We start from the raw sequence: 18,045 nt of genomic DNA on the forward strand, positions 1-18,045 counted from the left end.
CGCTCCCTCGGTGCTCTTCTGGCCGTCAGGGGTCGGGGTGGTGCGCACGAGGACACACGACCAGGAAAAGGGAAGGGAGATCAATCAGCCAAATGGCCCCACCCGGGCCCGTCTGCGCGAAATGTGGCGGAAATTTGATCCAATCGAGCCGCCGGGAACGCCCGTTCGGGAAGGTAGATTCCGACCGTGTGTGAGCGGACTGGCCCCGGACCGACCGGCGCGGTGAACCCGGCGGCACCGGCGTTCGGTCCCCGGCTCGCCTATCCCGACCGTTGCCTGCACGACCTCGTCGCCGACCAGGCGCGGCTGCGCCCGGACGCGGTGGCTGTCGAGCAGGGCGACCGCCACCTGACCTACCGCGACCTGCTCGGCGCCACGGGCGCGGTCGCCGCGGCACTGCGTGCGCGGGGCGTGCGCGCGGACGACCTGGTCGGGGTGTGCCTGGACCGCCGCCCGGAACTGGCCGCCGCCCTGCTGGGCGTGCTCGCCGCGGGCGCGGGCTGCGTGCCCCTGGACCCGGCGCTCCCACCCGAGCGGCTGCGGGCCATGGCCGAGGAGGCCGGGCTCACGACCGTCGTGGGGGAGAACCCGTTCGGAGGGGACGTCGAGGTGGTGCCCGTGCCCGAGCACCCGGCGCCCTACCGGCCCGGGCCCGCCACGCTCGGCACGACCGCGCTCGTGCTGTTCACCTCGGGCTCCACGGGCAGGCCCAAGGGTGCCGTGCTCGAGCACCGGGGCATCACCGAGTTCGTCACCAGCTTCGCCGCGTTCGCCGGGATGAACCACGACACCCGGTGCCTCGGGTTCGCCACGATCAGCTTCGACGCCTCGGTCATCGACCTGCTCGCGCCGCTCGCCGCGGGCGGGACCGTCGCGCTGGCGAGCGCCGCCCACCGCGCCGACCCCACCCGCCTGCACCGGTTCTGCGCCGACCACGCCGTCAACACGGTGTACCTGCCAGCGGCGCTGCTGCCGGTGGCGGACCCTGCCCTCCTGCCCGACGTGCGGTTGATCATGACCGGTGGCGAGGCGCCCGGGCCCGAGCAGGTCGAGCGGTGGACCGCGGGAGGCAGGCGGTTCTTCAGCGTGTACGGCCCGACCGAGGCGACCGTGCTCGTGACGTGGTTCGACGCGAGCGGTCACTGGGAACGGCCGCTGCCCATCGGCGTCCCGGCCACGAACCACAGCATCCACGTGGTCGACGCCGAGCTGCGCGAGGTACCCGCCGGGGCACCGGGGGAGGTGCTGACCGGCGGGCCCGGCCTCGCGCGGGGCTACCTCGGCGACCCGGTCCGCACCGCCGTCCGGTTCGTGCCCGACCCGTTCTCCGGCGAGCCCGGCGCCCGGCTCTACCGCACCGGCGACCTCGCCCGCCGGCTCCCGGACGGCAACCTGGAGTTCCTCGGCCGCATCGACAGGCAGGTCAAGATCCGCGGCCAGCGCATCGAGCTGGGTGAGGTCGAGGCGGTGCTGCGCGGGCACCCCGGCGTGCGCCACGCCGCCGTCGAGGCGCTCCCCGGACCGGAACTGGTCGCCTACGTGAGCGGTGCCGTCGACGCCACCGAGCTGCGCGCCCACTGCGCGCGACGGCTCGCCGACGCGTCGGTCCCGACCCGGATCCACGTCCTCGCCGAGCTGCCGGTGAACGCCAACGGCAAGGTGGACTTCGCGAAGGTCCGTGAGCTGGCCGTCGAGGGGCCCGCCCCTCGGCAGGCGCCTTCGCCGCCCGCCACCGCCGTCGAGATCCAGGTCGCCGACGGCTGGGCGGCCGTGCTGGGCGCGCCGCCCGAGGACCGCGACACCGACTTCTTCACCCGCGGCGGCCACTCCATCACCGCGATGCGGCTGGTGACCGACCTGCGCGCCCGGCTGCGCCGCGACGTGGCGATCGAGGACGTGCTGACCGGCCGCACGCTGCGCGGGATCGCCGCCAAGGCCGGGGCCGCGGCCCCGGCCGGCACCGAACCACCCGTGCGGGGGCGCCCACCCGCGCTCTCCCCGGCGCAGCGGCGGCTGTGGTTCCTCGACCGCTACTCACCCGCCGCGGGCGCGGCGTACAACGCGGTGCTGGCCGAGCGGCTCACCGGGCCGCTCGACGTCCCCGCGTTGACGGCCGCGCTCGCCGCCGTCGCCGCCCGGCAGCAGGTGCTGCGCTGGCGCGTCCCCGACACCGACGGCAGGCCGTACGCCGTGGTCGACCCGCCGGGCCCGGTGCCGCTGCCCGTCGTCCCGGTGCGGGCGGCGGACCTGCCCGCGCGGCTCGCCGCCGGGGTCGCGCGGCCGTTCGACCTCGCCACCGACACGCTGTGGCGGGCGGAGCTGTACCGGCTCGGACCCGACGACCACGTCCTCGCCGTCCACGCGCACCACGCCGTGTTCGACGGCTGGTCACAGGCGCTGCTGTACGACGACCTGGCCGCGGCCTACGCGCGTGCCCTGACCGGTGCGCCCGCCGACCTGCCCGCCCTGCCCGCCACCTACGGCGACTACGTGGCCTGGCGCGCCGAGCGGAGCGGGCGGCGCGGAGCGGACGACCTGGCGTGGTGGGTCGACCACCTCACCGGCGTGCCCGCCGTGCTGCAGCTGCCCAGTGCCCGGCAGCGGCCCGCCGAGCAGACCTACAGCAGCGCGTCGGTCACCGCGGCGCTCGACCCGGCCCGTACCGCCGAGGTCGCGGCGCTCGCCGCCCGGCTCGGCGCCACCCCGGCCGCGGTGCTGCTCGCCGCGTTCGGGCTGGTCCTGTCCTGGCAGAGCGGGCTGCCCGACCTCGTGGTCGGCACCCCGGCCGTGGACCGCAGGCACGCCGACTTCGAGCGCATGGTCGGGTTCTTCATCGACATCGCGCCGCTGCGGCTGCGGTGTTCCGACGAGGCGGGGTTCGCCCAGCACGTCCGCGCCGCCCGCGACGAGCTGCTGGCCGCGCTCGCCCACCCCGAGGCGCCGCTGGAGCGGATCGTCGACGGGCTGGGGCTCGGTGGCAGGCTGGACCGCAACCCGCTGGTGCAGGTGCTGTTCAACATGTACACCTTCCCCGCGCCCCGCCTGGAGCTGACCGGGGTCGCAGGCGAACCCGTGCCGGTGACCGCGCCCGGCTCGCCCTTCGACCTCACCCTCTACGGCGTCGAGCGGGACGGCCGCCTGCGGCTGGAGATCCTCTACAGCACCGACGTCTACGACCACGCGCGGATGGCGGCGGTGCTGGACGCGGTCCAGCGGGTCGTGGCCGCGGGTGTCGCCGACCCGGACATCCCGGTGCGCGACCTGCCGGGCGCCGAGCGGGTCCCGCGTGACGGCGTGCTCGACGGCGTCGAGCGGGCTGCGCCACGCGCTGTCCGCGGCGGCCTCGGCACCGTGCCGCCCGCCACCGCGACCGAGCGTGCGGTGGCCGCCGTGTGGCGCGAGGTGCTCGGCCTGAGCGGGGTCGGGGCCACCGACAACTTCTTCGACGTCGGCGGCACGTCCCTGACCGCGGCCGCGGTGCAGCGGCGGGTCAACCGGGTGCTCGGCCGCGACCTGCGGGTGATGGACCTGTTCCGCCACCCGACCGTGCGCACGCTCGCCGCACACCTCGACGCCGGTGGCGAGCACGACGGCAACGGCGGGGATGTCGCCAGGGACCCGGCCGTGGTCAAGGCGGCGAGCCGGGGCGCGGTCCGCCGGGCGCGGTCCCGGCGGGGACAGCCGGGCCGGGCCGGAGGCCCCGCATGACCCACCTGGTTCCGCTCGGGGACACCGGCTGGTCGGTGTGGCGCGACGTGCTCGTGCGCAGCGCGGGGTTCCCCGCGGACGGGCTCGCCCGCTTCGCGGCACCCGACTGCGCGGCCACGGCCGACCGGCACCTGGCGGGCGAGGTCGGCGAGAACGTCTTCGCCAAGGCCCACGCCGAAGCGGTCGACGCCGCGGCCGCGCACGTGTGCGCGATCGCCGCCGACCCGCTGTTCCGGGAGGCCGTGGCCTGGCAGAACCCGGGCGTCCTGGTGGCACTGGACGGGCTCGTGGCCGCCGGACCGGCCGGTCCGCGCAACGTGCGGCGCCGCGAGCGGGAGAACGTGGTCGCCGGGTACTGGCAGCGCTACGTCGCCAAGACCGAGACGATCGGGTTTTTCGGCCCGGTGTGCTGGGGCACCGTGGCGCCCGGGCAGGCGGGACTGTCCCCGCGCCCCGGTCCCGGTCTGGTCCGCGAACGCAGGCTCTACCTCGAGTACTGGGCGCTCGCCGCGTACGCCGACCGGGTCGCGGCCGACCCGGAGGTGCGGCCGTGGCTCGCCCCGGTCCTGCCACCGCACCTGACCCTGACCGACCGCGAGGTGCTGCGCCCCGCGCAACCCCCGGCGCCCGTGTCGCTGGCCGAGGCCCAGTTCCTGCGCCGCTGCTACGGCACCCGCACGGCCCGCGACCTCGTCGACGCGTTCCTGCGCGACGGTGAGGCCGACCCCGGCAGCGGCGTGCGCAGACCCGCGGACGGGTACCTGCTGCTGGCCAACCTCGTCGATCGCCGTCTGCTGCGCTGGGACCTCGACCTGCCGCAGGGCTTCGACGCCGAGCAGGTGCTGGCCGCCAAGCTGGCCGCGATCGGCGAACCCGCGGTCCGCGACCGGGCGCTGGCCGGGCTGGCGCGGTTGTCGGCGGCCAAGGTCCGTGTCGCGGCCGCGGCCGGGGACGCGGCCGCGCTCACCGCGGCGCTGTCCGGACTCGACGCCGAGTTCACCGCGCTCACCGGGAAGGCACCCCGGCGCCGCGCAGGCCAGCCGTACGCCGGCCGCGCGCTCTGCCACGAGGAAACGGTCCGCGACCTGGACGTCACCATCGGCTCCGGGCTGCTCGACGCGCTGGCTCCGGCGCTCGAACTGCCGCTGCGGGCGGCGCGCTGGCTCACCGGTGCCCTCGCCGCGGCGTACCGGGAGGCGCTGGGTGAGCTGCACGCCGAGCTGGCGGCCGACGGCGGGCCGGTGCGGCTCGCCGACCTGTGGTTCCTCGCCCAGGGCCCCCTGTTCGGCAGCGGTGACCGGCCGCTCGACGCGGTGGCGCGGGACTTCGCCGCCCGCTGGGACCGGGTGCTCGGGCTCGCGGGCACGCCCGAGGGCACGACCCGGCTGACGTTCACCGCCGAGGAGCTGGCGCCACGGGTCGCGGCCGAGTTCCCCGCGACGCGTCCCGGGTGGAGCGCCGGCCGGATCCACAGCCCCGACCTGCAGCTGTGCGCCGACTCGGCCGACGCGGTGGCACGCGGCGACTTCCTCGCCGTCCTCGGCGAGCTGCACGCCGCCTGGCCCACCTTCGACAGCGCGCTGTTCACCGACGGCCACCCGGACGTCGCGGCCCTGCGCGAGGCGCTGGCGGCCGACCTCGGGCCACACCGGCTGCGCCCGCTCTACCCGCCGGACTACCCCCGCACCGGCGGGCGGCTGGTGCCCTCGCTGACCGGGCCGACCGACCGGGAGCTGGCCTTCGCCGACGCGCCGGGCGCCGACCGGACCCGGCTGCTGCCCGCGACCGCGGCCACCGTGTCCGAGGTGGGCGGCGAGCTGGTCGTCACCGCGCCGGACGGCACGCGCTGGCCCGTCGTCGAGGCGTTCTCGGCGCTCGTCGCCATGCACGCCGCGGAGGCGTTCAAGGTCATGACCGACCGCCCCCACACGCCGCGCGTCACGGTCGGCAGGCTGGTGCTCGCCCGCGAGACCTGGCGGACCACGGTCGCCGCGACCGGCCTGGCCGAGGGCACCGACCCCGCCCGCCGCTACCTCGCGGTGCGCCGCTGGCGAGCGGGCCTCGGCCTGCCGGACCGCGTGTTCGTGCGCGTCGCCACCGAGCTCAAACCCACGTACGTGGACCTCACCAGCCCGCTGTACGCGACGCGGCTGTGCCTGATGGTGCGCGCGGCACACCGCGCGGGTGGTGGCGACGTGCCGGTGGTGGTCACCGAACCGCTGCCGGAACCAGGGCAGGCGTGGCTGCCCGACGCGCGGGGCCGCCGCTACGTGAGCGAGCTGCGGCTGCAGGTGCGCGATCCGGCCGACCCAGGAGGAGGACCGCGGTGACCGACGACGCAGTGGAGCCGATCGCGATCGTCGGCATCAGCCTGGCGGTGCCCGGCGCCGACTCGGTCGAGGCGTTCTGGCGGAACCTGGTCGACGGCGTCGAGTCCAGGACCGTGTTCGACCGCGCCGAGCAGACCGCGCTCGGCGTGCCCGACGCCGTGCTGGACGACCCCGCGTTCGTGCCGGTGTCCTGCGTGCTCGACCGGCTGGAGTACTTCGACCCGGTGCTGTTCGGCATGACCGCGCAGGAGGCGGACCTGGCCGACCCGCAGCAGCGGCTGTTCCTCGAGCACGCGCACGCCGCGCTGCTCGACGCGGGCTGCGACCCGGCGCGCTACCCGGGCGAGGTGGGCGTGTACGCGGGCACCAACACCGACCTCTACCACTGGCTCAACGTCCGGCGGAACCCGCGGGTGGTGGCCGCGGCCGGGGACATGCGCATCGGCCTGGCCAACAAGCCCGACTACCTGGCCAGCACCGTGTCCTACCGGCTGAACCTGCGGGGACCCAGCCTCGCCGTGCACACCGCGTGCTCGTCCTCGCTGGTGGCGGTGCACCTGGCCGCGGAAGCGCTGCGGGCGGGCGAGTGCGACGCGGCGCTGGCGGGCGGGGTGTGCGTGGAGCTGCCGCACCGCGTCGGGTACGTCGCCGACGAGGGCTACACCTCCCTCGCGGGGCACTGCAGGCCGTTCGACGCGCGCGCGGACGGCACCGTGTACGGCAGCGGGGTCGGCGTCGTCGTGCTCAAACGGCTCGCCGACGCCCAGGCCGACGGTGACGCGATCCGCGGGCTGATCATCGGCAACGCCGTCAACAACGACGGCGCCACGAAGGCGGGCTTCACCGCGCCCAGCGTCGGCGGGCAGCTCGAGGTGGTCGCGCAAGCGCTTTCCGTCGCGGGGATCGACCCGCGCACGGTCGGCTACGTCGAGGCGCACGGCACCGGCACCGTGCTCGGTGACTCGATCGAGGTCGCGGCGCTGTCCGCCGCCTACGGCGACGGCACCGCCGAACGCGGCTGGTGCGGGATCGGGTCGGTCAAGTCGAACATCGGCCACCTCAGCCAGGCGGGTGGGGTGGTGGGGCTGATCAAGGCCGTGCTCGCCATGGAGCACGGGGTGATCCCGCCGACCGCGGGCTTCGAACGCCCCAACCCGGAGATCGACTTCGCGGCGAGCCCGTGCTACGTGGTCTCGACGCTCACCGCCTGGGAGGCGGACGGGACGACACCGCGCCGGGCCGGGGTCAACTCGCTGGGCCTCGGCGGCACCAACGTGCACGTGGTCCTGGAGGAAGCGCCGCGGGCGGCCCCGTCCGCGGAACCGTCGGCGGCCGAGCCCCGACTGGTCCAGGTCTCCGCGGCCACCCCGACCGCGCTCACCGCCGCCTGCACCCGCCTCGCCGCGCACCTCACCGAACACCCCGGCCTCGACCTGCGCGACATCGCGGGCACCCTGGCGGACGGCAGGCCCGCCTACCGGCACCGGGCGGCCGTCGTCGCCGCGGACCCGCGTGCCGCCGCGGCCGCGCTGACCGACAAGAAGCGGCGCGTCACCGGTGACGCGGCCGGAGCGCCGCGCGTGGCGTTCCTGTTCCCTGGGCACGGCGCGCAGTACGCGGGCATGGGCGCGCACCTGTACGCGAACGAGCCGGTGTTCGCACGGGCGGTCGACGAGTGCGTCGACGTCCTGGGACAGGACCTGCGGAAGGGGTTGGCCGCCACCGGCGCGGACGCGGAGGCGTGGCTCGACGAGCCCGCGCACCAGCAGCCCGCGCTGTTCACCGTGGAGTACGCACTGGCCGCGCTGTGGCAGCACTGGGGTGTGCGGCCCGCCGGGATGATCGGTCACTCCGTCGGCGAGTACGTCGCGGCCACGGTGTCCGGGGTGTTCGACCTGCCCGACGCGCTGCGCGTGGTGGCCGCGCGGGGACGGCTGGTCGAGGCGGCTCCGCCGGGACGCATGCTCGCCGTGCAGCACGGCGCGGACGAGGTGGCCGGGTGGTTGCCCGACGGCGTCTCGATCGCGGTGGTGAACGGACCGAGGACGTGTGTGGTGGCCGGTGCGCCGGACGCCGTCGCGGCGTTCGAGGAGACACTGCGTGAGCGCGGCGTCGGCTGCACGCTGCTGCGCACGACCCACGCGCCGCACTCACCGGTGCTCGACCCCGTGCGTGCCGAGTTCCGTGCCGTCCTCGACGGCGTCGCGTTGCGGGCGCCGGAGGTGCCGTTCTGGTCGAACCTCACCGCCGCGCCGGTGACCGCCGACCAGGCCACCGACCCGGCCTACTGGGTGGACCAGCTGTGCGGCCCGGTCCACTTCGGCGCGTCGGTGGCGGACCTCGTGCGTGACGACCCGGCCGACTGGCTGCTGCTGGAGTGCGGACCCGGCAGGCAGCTCGCCGGCCTCGCCAGGACGAACCTGCCCGCGGGCGCCCGCGCCCCGCTGCGCAGCCTGCCCGCCGCGAACGAGCGGCTCACCGACCAGCAGACGTGCCTCGACGCGGTCGGCAGGCTGTGGGTGGCGGGCGTGCCGGTCCACCGGGGCGCGGCCCACGGGGCGCGGCGCGTCCCGCTCCCGGGCTACCCCTACGAACGCACCCGGCACTGGGTCGACCCGGTCCCCGAGCAGGAACGGCCCGCGACGGTATCCGCGGCCACCACGGGACAGGAGACGGTCGTCGAGGTCCCGGTGTGGCACCAGCTGCCCGACGCCGCGGCCGGGCCGCCGCCCCGGCACTGCCTGGTGTTCGCCGCCGACGACCGGGGCCACGCGCTGGCCGACCGGCTGCGTGCCGCCGGGACCGCCGTGACGGTGGTGGCGCCCGGCACCGAGTTCGCCGCCGGACCGGAGGGCTACCGGATCCGCCCGGCGGAACCGGCGGACTGCACGCGGCTGCTGGCCGCGCTGGGCGAGGGACCGGGCCTGCCCGACCACGTCGTGCACGCCTGGGCGCTGGCGGGAGAACCCGCCGGGGACGACGCCGACGCGGTGCCGGCCGCCCAGCGGCTGGGCTACCTCAGCCTCCTCGCTCTTGTCGGCGCGCTGCCCGATACCCCGGTGCGGCTCGACGTGGTTACCGCCGACACCGAGGACGTGCTCGGCGGCGATCTGCTGCGACCCGAGCACGCGACGGTCGCCGGGGTCGTCCGGGTGCTGCCGCTCGAACGGCAGAGGAGCACGGTCCGGTGGACCGACATCGCCACCGGCGACCCGGCCGCGGCGGACGCGCTGGTGGCCGAACTGTGCGTGGCGGAACGTCCCGCGCAGGTCGCCCTGCGCCGGGGCAGGCGCTGGCACCGCGGGTTCGACGCGGTCAGCCTGCCCTCGGCCGCACCGCCCGTCCGCCCGGGCGGCCGCTACCTGATCACCGGTGGCCTCGGCAGGATCGGCACCGCCATCGCGGAGCAGCTGGCCGGGCACGGCGCGCGGCTCGTGCTGCTGTCCCGGACCGCGCTGCCGCCCCGCGCCGAGTGGACCCGCTGGCTCGACGCTCCCGACGGCAACGGACACGCCGGACCCGTCCGCACCGCCATCGCCACCATCGACCGCCTCGAACGCGCGGGTGCGCAGGTGCGGCACGTCGCTGCCGACGTCACCGACGCGACCCGCCTGCGGGCGGTCCGCGCGGAGATCGAGGCCGCCCTCGGAGGCCTCGACGGCATCGTGCACGCCGCCCGCCTCCCGGAGACCGGCGTGGTCGCGGCTGATCGACGGGCGGAAGCGGTGGACGAACTGGCTCCGAAGGTCGCCGGTGCCCTCGCCCTGGGCGCCGTGTTCGGGGACATGGCGTTGGACTTCGCCGTGCTGTGCTCGTCGGTCAGCGCCCACGCGGGCGGCCTCGGCCGGATGGACGACTGCGCCGCGAACGCGTTCCTGGGCGCCTACGCCCGCCGCGGTCCCGGCTGGCGCACCCGGGTGCTGGCCGTCGACTGGGGCGTGTGGCGCGAGCCAGGGCTGCCCGACCAGGACGGCGTCGCCCCGGCCGACGCGGTCGCGGCACTGCACCGGGTGCTCGCCGCGGGCCGGGGACCGGAGGTCGCGATCGGGGCGTACCCGGTCGCCGCGGTCGTCGAGCACGAGCAGGAGGTCGCGGCACAGCTGAGCACCGGTACGGCCACAGTGGACACGAGCACCGCGGCGGGGGAGGACCTGCAGGGGACCGTCGCGCGGATCTGGGCCGAGGTGCTCGGCGTGCCGGACGTCGGTCCGCACGACGACTTCTTCCGCGCGGGCGGGACCTCGCTCGTGGCGGCCCAGCTCGTGCTGCGGATCCGGCAGGCGGTCGGCGTCCGGCTGTCCATGCGCGCGCTCTTCGACGCCCCGACCGTGGCCACGATGGTCGCCCGAGTCGAACGCCTCCGCGCCACGCCCTCGGCGCCAGCCGCCGAGGAGGCGCCGATCCCGCGCCTCGCGCGCCCGGGGCGGCGGCCGTGACCGAGGTCGAGGCGGGCGCCGCACCGGCGGAGGCGGACGACCTGTTCGTCGTCCCCGCCTCCTACGCGCAGGAACGGGTCTGGTTCACCGACCAGCTCAGCGCGGGACGACCGCTGTTCAACGTCGTGGACCGGATCATCCTGCCGTCCGGCGCCGACGCCGGGACCGCCCGCGCCGCGCTCGCCGAGGTGGTGGACCGGCACGAGACGCTGCGCACCGCGCTGCGGCTGGAGGACGGCGGGCTCTGCCAGGTAGTCCACCCCGCCCTGGCGGTGGAGCTGCCGGTGGCGGACCTGACCGGGCTGACCGACGAGGCCAGGGCGAACGCGTGCACCGACGCCATCGCCGAGTACGCCCGCGCCGACCTGCCCGTCGACGGGTTCCCGCTGTGGCGGGCCCGGCTGCTGCGCCTCGACGCGACCACGTGGTGGCTGCTACTGGTGGCGCACCACGCGGTCGTCGACGGCACCGCGCTGCTCAACCTGCGTGCCGAGGTACTCGAACTGTGCGCGGCCGCCGTCGAGCACCGCGCCCCGGAACTGCCCGACCTGCCCGTCCAGTACGCGGACCACGCCGTCTGGGAACGGGAGCGGCTCGGCGACGGCACCGCCCGGATGGCGGAGCTGCTGGCGTACTGGCGGGACGCACTGGCCGGGTTGCCCGCCGTGCACTCCCTCGCCACCGACCACCCCCGGCCCGCCGTGCGTGGCTTCGCGGGCGCCGACGCGCGACGCGAGGTGCCCTCGCGGGTGTGGGCGCGGCTGCCGGAGCTGACCGGCGCTGTGGCGGCCAGCCCGTTCATGGTGCTGCTGTCCGCGTTCGCGGCCACGCTGCACCGCCAGGGCGGCGGGGACGACATCGTGGTCGGCCTGCCCGTCGCGGGCCGGGACCGTGCCGAGGCGCAGCCGTTGCTCGGCATGTTCGTCAACGTGCTGGTCCTGCGGATCGACGTGTCCGGGAACCCGCCGTTCCGCGAGCTGGTCCGCCGCGTCCGCCGGACCGTCCTGGACGCCTGGGAGCACCAGGACATGCCGTTCCAGAAGCTTGTCGAGGACCTCGCGCCCGGCCGTGAAGCCGGTGTGCCGCCGCTGTACCAGATCACGTTCAACCACCTGCCCACCGGCCGTGGCTCCGCGTTCGGCGTCGCCGCCGACGACCTGGCGCTGGAGGTCGCGGGCACCGAGGTGCGGCTCGAGTACGACACCGCGCTGTTCGACGACGCCACCGCACAGGGGATGGCCGACCGCTACCTGCGGCTGCTCACCGCCGCCGTCACCGACCCGGACACGAGGGTCGGCGACCTGCCGGTGGCCGCGCCGGACGAGCTGGCGCGGGTGCTGGTGGAGTGGAACGCCACCGGCGGCTCACCACCGGACACGACGCTCCACGACCTGGTGGCGGCCCAGGCCCGCCGGACGCCCGGCGCCGTCGCGGTCAGCGACGAGGACGGCGGGCTCACCTACGCGGAACTGGACGCCGCCGCCGACGCCGTGGCGCGCAGGCTGACCCGGCACGGCGCCGGCCCGGAGACCGTCGTCGCCGTGCACGCCCCGCGGTCCACGGCGCTGGTCGTCGGCCTGCTCGGCGTGCTGAAGGCGGGCGCCGCGTACCTGCCCCTCGACCCGGACCTCCCGGCCGAGCGGCTGGCGTTCATGCTCGCCGACGCGGGCGCTCCGCTCATCCTCACCGACGGGCTGCCGCCCGATGCGGACGTACCCGCCACCGTGCTGCCACTGTCCGATGTGGAGGGTGCGGAGATGGCGCTGCAACCCGCCGGGCCGGGCAACGCCGCCTACGTCATCTACACCTCCGGGTCGACCGGGCGGCCCAAGGGCGTGGTCAACACCCACGCGGGCATCGTGAACCGCCTGCGGTGGATGCAGGACGCGTTCGCGCTCGGCCCGGACGACACCGTCCTGCACAAGACGCCGATCGGGTTCGACGTCTCGGTCTGGGAGATCTTCTGGCCGTTGACCACCGGCGCCCGCATGGTGCTCGCCCGGCCCGGCGGCCACCGCGATCCCGGTCACCTGTGGGAGGTCATGGCGCGGCACCGCGTCACCACTGTCCACTTCGTACCGTCCATGTTGGACGTGTTCCTGTCCGGCTCCGGTGCCGGAGACCTCCCCGCCCTGGCGCGGATCGTGTGCAGCGGCGAGGAACTCCCCCTCGACCTCGCGCGGCGGTGTGTCGCGCTGCTCCCGGGCGCCGAACTGCACAACCTCTACGGGCCCACCGAGGCCGCCGTCGACGTGACCGCCTGGCACTGCGCGCCCGCCGCGCTGTCCTCGGTGTCACGGGTGCCGATCGGCGCGCCGATCACCGGCGTGCGGACCTACGTGCTCGACGAACGCCAGCGGCCGGTGCCCGTGGGCGTCGCGGGGCAGCTGTACCTGGGCGGTGTCCAGGTCGCCCGCGGCTACCACGGCCGCCCGGCGCTCACGGCGGAACGCTTCGTGCCCGACCCGTTCGGACCGCCGGGCGGCAGGCTGTACGCCACCGGCGACGTGGCCCGGTGGCGCCACGACGGAACACTGGAGTTCCTCGGCCGCGCCGACGACCAGGTGAAGCTGCGCGGGCTGCGGATCGAGCCCGGGGAGATCGCGGCGGTGCTCCGCGAACAACCCGGCGTCGCCGCCGCGGCCGTGGTCGTGCGCGAGCAGCGGCTCGTCGCCTACCTCACCGGCGACGCGGCGGTCGCCGACCTGCGGGAGGCGCTGCGGCGCGGGCTGCCGGAGTACATGGTGCCCTCGGCGTTCGTCACCCTCGACGCGCTCCCGTTGTCCCCCAACGGGAAGCTCGACCGCGTGGCGCTGCCCGCGCCCACGATCAGCACCGAGAGCACCGCGGCACCGGAGACCGCCACCCAGCGCGTCGTCGCGAGCGTGTGGCAGGACGTGCTCGGGGTCGCCTCCGTCGGTCTCGACGACGACTTCTTCGACCTCGGCGGCCACTCCCTGCTCGCCATCGCCGTCCTGGCCCGCCTGCGCGACGCGCACGGCATCACCGGGATCGCCGTGATGGACCTGTTCGGCCACCCCACGGTCCGCAGTCTCGCCACCATCGCCGACGGACCCGACCGCGGTGCGCGGCCGCTGCTGTACGAGCTGACCCCGCCGGTGGACCCGGCGCGGCGGGCGTGCTCGTACGTGTGCGTGCCCTACGGCGGCGGTCTCGCGACGGTCTTCCAGCCTCTGGCCGACGCCCTGCCGCCCGGGCACTCGCTGTACTCGGTGGCGATTCCCGGCCACGACGTCGGCGTGGCCGACGAGGAGCTGCCCTTCGACGAGCTGGTGGCGCGGTGCGTCGCCGAGATCCAGGAGCGGGTGCGCGGTCCGCTGGTGCTGTACGGCCACTGCGTCGGCGGCGCGCTGCTGGCGGGCATCGCGCGGGAGCTGGAGGCGCTCGGCCGCCCGATCGAGGCGGTCTACGCGGGCGGGGTCTTCCCGACCGCTCGTCCCGGCGGGCTGCTCGGCCGCCTCGTCGACTGGGTGGACGAGCGCGGCGCCGACCGGGGGTACGAGAACTTCCTGCGGTCCATCGGCGCCGAGCTGGGCGACATGGACCCGGCGCAGGTGGACCGCTTCGTGCACCACGTCCGGCGGGAGGCGGCCGTCGGCGCGGAGGCGTTCACGCGCTGGCTCGACGAGGCGCCCGTCGACGTGCGCGCCCCGGTGATCTCGGTGGTGGGCAGCCACGACGTGCTCACCGAGTACCACGAGGAGCGGTACCGGGAGTGGGGCTTCCTCGGCGGGACCACCGCGCTGGTGGTGCTCGACGAGGCGGGCCACTACTTCGTCAACCACCGCGCCGACGAGCTGGCGGAGATCGTCACGCGCACCCACCGCGAGCTGGCCGGCCCGGCGCCTGCCGGTGACCGCTGGCGGCTCGCGGCGGTCAGCAGGCCGGGGGACACGGCCACCGCGCCCGCCGGGGAGGTCCAGCCCGGGGTGCGCCGTTTCCTCGCGGTCGCCGCGGGACAGCTCATCTCGCTGACCGGCTCGGCGCTGACGCAGTGGGCGGTGCCGGTGTGGGTGTACCTGACGACCGGCTCGCTGCTGTGGTTCGGCCTGGCCGGGCTGATCGCGTACCTGCCCGCGCTGCTGACCCTGCCGGTCGCGGGCGCGGTCGCGGACCGCTACGACCGGCGCAGGGTGCTGATCCTGGCCTGCCTGGTGTCCGCCGGGGTCGAAGGCCTCCTGGCGGTGTTGCTGTGGACCGACGGGTACTCCCTCGGCACGGTCTACGTACTCGTCTCGGTCCTCGGCGCGGCCTCGGTCTTCCAGCGCATCGCCTTCCTGGCCGCGATCCCGCAGGTGATGCCCAAGCGGTACCTGGGCCACGCGAACGGCATCGCGCAGCTCGCGAGCGGCATGTCCGCGCTCGCGGTGCCGTTGCTGGCCGCCGGTCTGCTGGCCGCGGTCGGGCTGACCGGCGTGCTCCTGATCGACATCGTGAGCTACGTGTTCGCGCTCGGTGTGCTCGTCGCGGTGCGGTTCCCGGCGCTGATGGGCCGCCGCCGCAAGGAGACCTTCCTCGCCGAGCTGGTCGGCGGGGTGCGGATGGCGTGGGCCGACCGGGGTTTCCGCGCCATGCTCGGGTTCTTCACCCTCTACAACCTGTGCCTGTCCACGCTGTTGCTGGTGCCGCCGCTGGTGCTGGCGTTCGGCACGATGGGCCAGGTCGGCCAGGTGGCGTTCGCGGAGGCCGCGGGCACTGTGCTGGGCGGGCTGGTGATCGCCGTGTGGGGCGGCCCGACCCGCCACCGCATGCCCGCGATCATCGGCATCGCGTTCGGCGTCGCGTGCTGCCTCGTGCTGAGCGGCCTGCGGCCCGAGCTGGCGCTGGTCGCGGCGGGCAGCTTCGGCATCGGCCTCGGGCTCGGCCTGCACAACGGCATCTACCTGTCGATCATCCAGGTGAAGGTGCCGCAACGGTTCCACGGCCGGGTCCTGGCGACGATCCAGACGCTGACGTGGGCGACGCTGCCGCTCGGGTTCGCCGTCCTGGTGCCCGCGAGCGGAGCGTTCCTGGAGCCGTTGTTCACCCCGGGCGGTGCGCTCGCCGGGTCGGTCGGCGCCGTCATCGGCACCGGGCCCGGCCGAGGGCTCGCGTTCGCGATGATCGTGGCGGGGCTGGTGCTGGCGGTGGTGGCGCTCGGGGCGTACCGGTTCCGGCGGCTGCGGCTGCTGGACGTCCTCACTCCCGACGCCCCCGCCGACGCGGCCGTGTGGTCACCGGGGGAGCGGTAGCGCGGGATCGCGGATCTGCAGGCGCAGCTCCGAGGTGTACCGGTGGCCGCGCGCGTCGGTGAGCCAGGCGTCGCCGGGGCCCGGCAGCAGCTCGGTGACCGTCAGGACCGCGCCGTCGCCCGCCTTCGTGCGGGCGGACCGCAGCAGCGTGCACAGCAGCCGGGTGTAGACCGGGCTGGTCAGGTCGAGGAAGCAGGGTTTGAGCTCGGTGTCGACGCGGACGAACACCTGCTCGGGCAGGCCGAGCGCCCGGCGCCAGCGGCGGACCGCGAGGTAGCGGTCCCGGTCGCCGGTCACGCCGGCCAGCCCGGTCTCGCCGACCGTGGCCCGCCAGGTCTCCCGGACCAGCACCAGGCCGTCGACGGTGACCCTCGGGGTGTGCCCCGCCGTGCCCGCGAGCTTCCAGGTGTCCCACGCCTGGTAGTCGAAGAGCTGGGCGAACATGTCGAGAACCGGCCACTGCCGCCCGTCGTCCGCGCGCACCCGCAGACCGTGCGGTCCGGGGACGACGGTGAGCGCGGTGACCGGCACCAGCCTGCCGGGGTCCGCGCCGGGCGCGGGTACGAACCCGAGTTGCACGTCGTGTGGCCCGTGCAGCCACTCGGCGTTCCTGGCCGAGTGGCGCGGCCAGTCGGCGGGCAGCAGCAGCCGGACCCGCCCGTCCGGCAGGTCGTCGGCCATGGCGGCGACCAGCGCGGCCGGATCCCCGTGGCCCAGCGAGAAGAAGTGGGTGTCGAACGCGGGCATCGCGATGTGCAGCTCGCCGAGCACCACGGTGAACTCGCCGCGCGCCAGGGCGTCCCGGTCGGTGGCACAGAGCTGCAGGTCCGGGCTGTGCACGCGGGCACCGGCCCACCCGGGTGCGTCGGCGGGGAAGGCGGCGGCCACCCGCTCGCCCAGCTCGGCAGTGGACAGCCGCAGTTCACGCGTGCCGGGCGGGACGTCCGCCAGGCGCAGCACGCCGCGCCAGCGGGCGAGGAAGTCCTCGGTCACCGCCGCGGCGGGGGAGCCCGCGCCGAACACCACGCCCTGGGCGAGGCCCCAGAGGTCGGCGAGCGGGACCTCCTCGGCGCCGGTTTCGGCGGCCAGGTCGTCGTACAGGCCGCGCAGCGCGTGCTCGTAGGCGTGCCCGATCGCCGCGGTCAGCCAACGGGCGGAACGCAGCAGCGGCTCCAGCGGGGTGAGCCGCCGCAGGACCTCGTCGCCGAAGGCGATGTCGAGGTCCCGCGCGGTGTCCAGGTGGCACAACGTGCGGCCGGCGTAGGGCTCGCCGGGGCGGCGGCGGGCGGACTTCCCGGTCAGCGCGGCGAACCGCTCGTCGAGCGCGGCCATGGCGGCCGCCAGCTCGTCCGGACCGGGCGCGTCCCGCACCGCGTCGCGGTGGGCGGACAGCGCGTCCAGCTCATCGAGCGCCCAGGCACGCGCGTCCCGGTCGTCGACGTCGGCGAGCTGTGCCCGCAGCGCGTCCTCCGCGGAGAGGTCCAGCGGTAGGTCGAAGCCGACCCGGAGCACCCCGCGGGCGACCAGCTCGGTCACCTGGACGTGCACGTCCGCGGCCCGCCGGAAACCGGTGTCGGCGTCGGAATCGGTCACCAGGTCGGTGACGAGGTCGGCCACCCGGCACCGCCGGGCCGCCAGCGCCAGCAGCCGCGCGGTGGGCGGGGACAGCGGCTGCGGCGGCCGGTGCGGGGTCAGCAGGTCAGCCCCGCGGACCGTGAGGTGCGGCTGGAGCCGCACCGGCAGCCACGGCGCGACCCGAGGGTCCGCCGCGATCCGCTCGCCGATCGCGACCAGGGCCCACCACTCGAAGAACACGTGGCGCCCGCGCACCAGACCCGGTCCCGGTGTCGCGGACACGGTCTGCGCGCCCGCGCCGATCTCGCCCCAGCACATCGGGCCGAAGAAGCCGACGGTGTCGTTCTTGAGGCAGTACCGCTGCCAGTACCGCGCGACGAGGTCCTCGCGGGTGCGTCGCCTGCGTTCGGTGCGGACCGCGTCCCGGCCGTCCCGCAGCACACTGGCCACCGCGCTCAGCGCGCCGGGGTTCTGCCACGTCAGCGCGGTGCGGAACGCGGGGTCGGCGGCGGTGTCGTGGACCGCGGCGGTCAGGGCACGGGAGGCGGCCTCGAACGCCGCGCCCAGCTCCTCCTCGGTGGCGGCCCCGTCGAGGAACCGGTCGACGACCGCGGCCAGGGCCGGGGCGGCGAAGCGGGCCATGCCCGTCACCGGGAAACCTGCCGACCGGACCAGCGCCGAACGCCACACCTGCCACCCCGTGCCCGGCAACTCGGTGCGGTGCTCGTCGATCACCGCGTCATG

Annotated in this window: 5 protein-coding genes; 4 read left to right on the plus strand and 1 reads right to left on the minus strand. The window is 75.8% G+C overall.

Annotated features, from left to right (window positions below):
- Nucleotides 1-186: 186 nt before the first annotated feature.
- The 4 genes from ACIBVP_RS00650 to ACIBVP_RS00665 are packed head-to-tail and all read left to right on the plus strand — an operon-like array spanning nt 187 to nt 15,726.
- Nucleotides 187-3,708 (plus strand): amino acid adenylation domain-containing protein, encoded by a 3,522-nt coding sequence (locus tag ACIBVP_RS00650; RefSeq protein ID WP_396103811.1) that lies wholly within the window; start codon nt 187-189, stop codon nt 3,706-3,708.
- Nucleotides 3,705-6,038 carry a lantibiotic dehydratase gene (locus ACIBVP_RS00655; protein WP_396103812.1) on the plus strand — a complete coding sequence of 778 codons (2,334 nt, stop codon included), beginning with the start codon at nt 3,705-3,707 and terminating at the stop codon, nt 6,036-6,038. The genes ACIBVP_RS00650 and ACIBVP_RS00655 overlap by 4 nt, the downstream gene beginning before the upstream one ends.
- A complete protein-coding gene (locus ACIBVP_RS00660; RefSeq protein WP_396103813.1) occupies nt 6,035-10,474 on the plus strand; it encodes a beta-ketoacyl synthase N-terminal-like domain-containing protein in 4,440 nt (1,479 codons plus the stop codon). Before ACIBVP_RS00655 ends, ACIBVP_RS00660 begins: the two co-directional genes overlap by 4 nt.
- Nucleotides 10,471-15,726, plus strand: coding sequence for an amino acid adenylation domain-containing protein (locus ACIBVP_RS00665; protein WP_396103814.1), 5,256 nt, complete (start codon nt 10,471-10,473; stop codon nt 15,724-15,726). Before ACIBVP_RS00660 ends, ACIBVP_RS00665 begins: the two co-directional genes overlap by 4 nt.
- On the opposite strand, the gene ACIBVP_RS00670 is transcribed toward ACIBVP_RS00665, so the two are convergent.
- Nucleotides 15,709-18,036 (minus strand): lantibiotic dehydratase, encoded by a 2,328-nt coding sequence (locus ACIBVP_RS00670; RefSeq protein WP_396103815.1) that lies wholly within the window; start codon nt 18,034-18,036, stop codon nt 15,709-15,711. The genes ACIBVP_RS00665 and ACIBVP_RS00670 overlap by 18 nt on opposite strands.
- Nucleotides 18,037-18,045: the final 9 nt, after the last annotated feature.

The organism is Actinophytocola sp. NPDC049390 (assembly GCF_044466355.1).
Taxonomy (GTDB): domain Bacteria; phylum Actinomycetota; class Actinomycetes; order Mycobacteriales; family Pseudonocardiaceae; genus Actinophytocola.

Coding starts and splice junctions, on each gene's coding strand:
- ACIBVP_RS00655 (WP_396103812.1), top strand. CDS start 3,705: ATGACCCACCTGGTTCCGCTCGGGGACACCGGCTGGTCGGTGTGGCGC.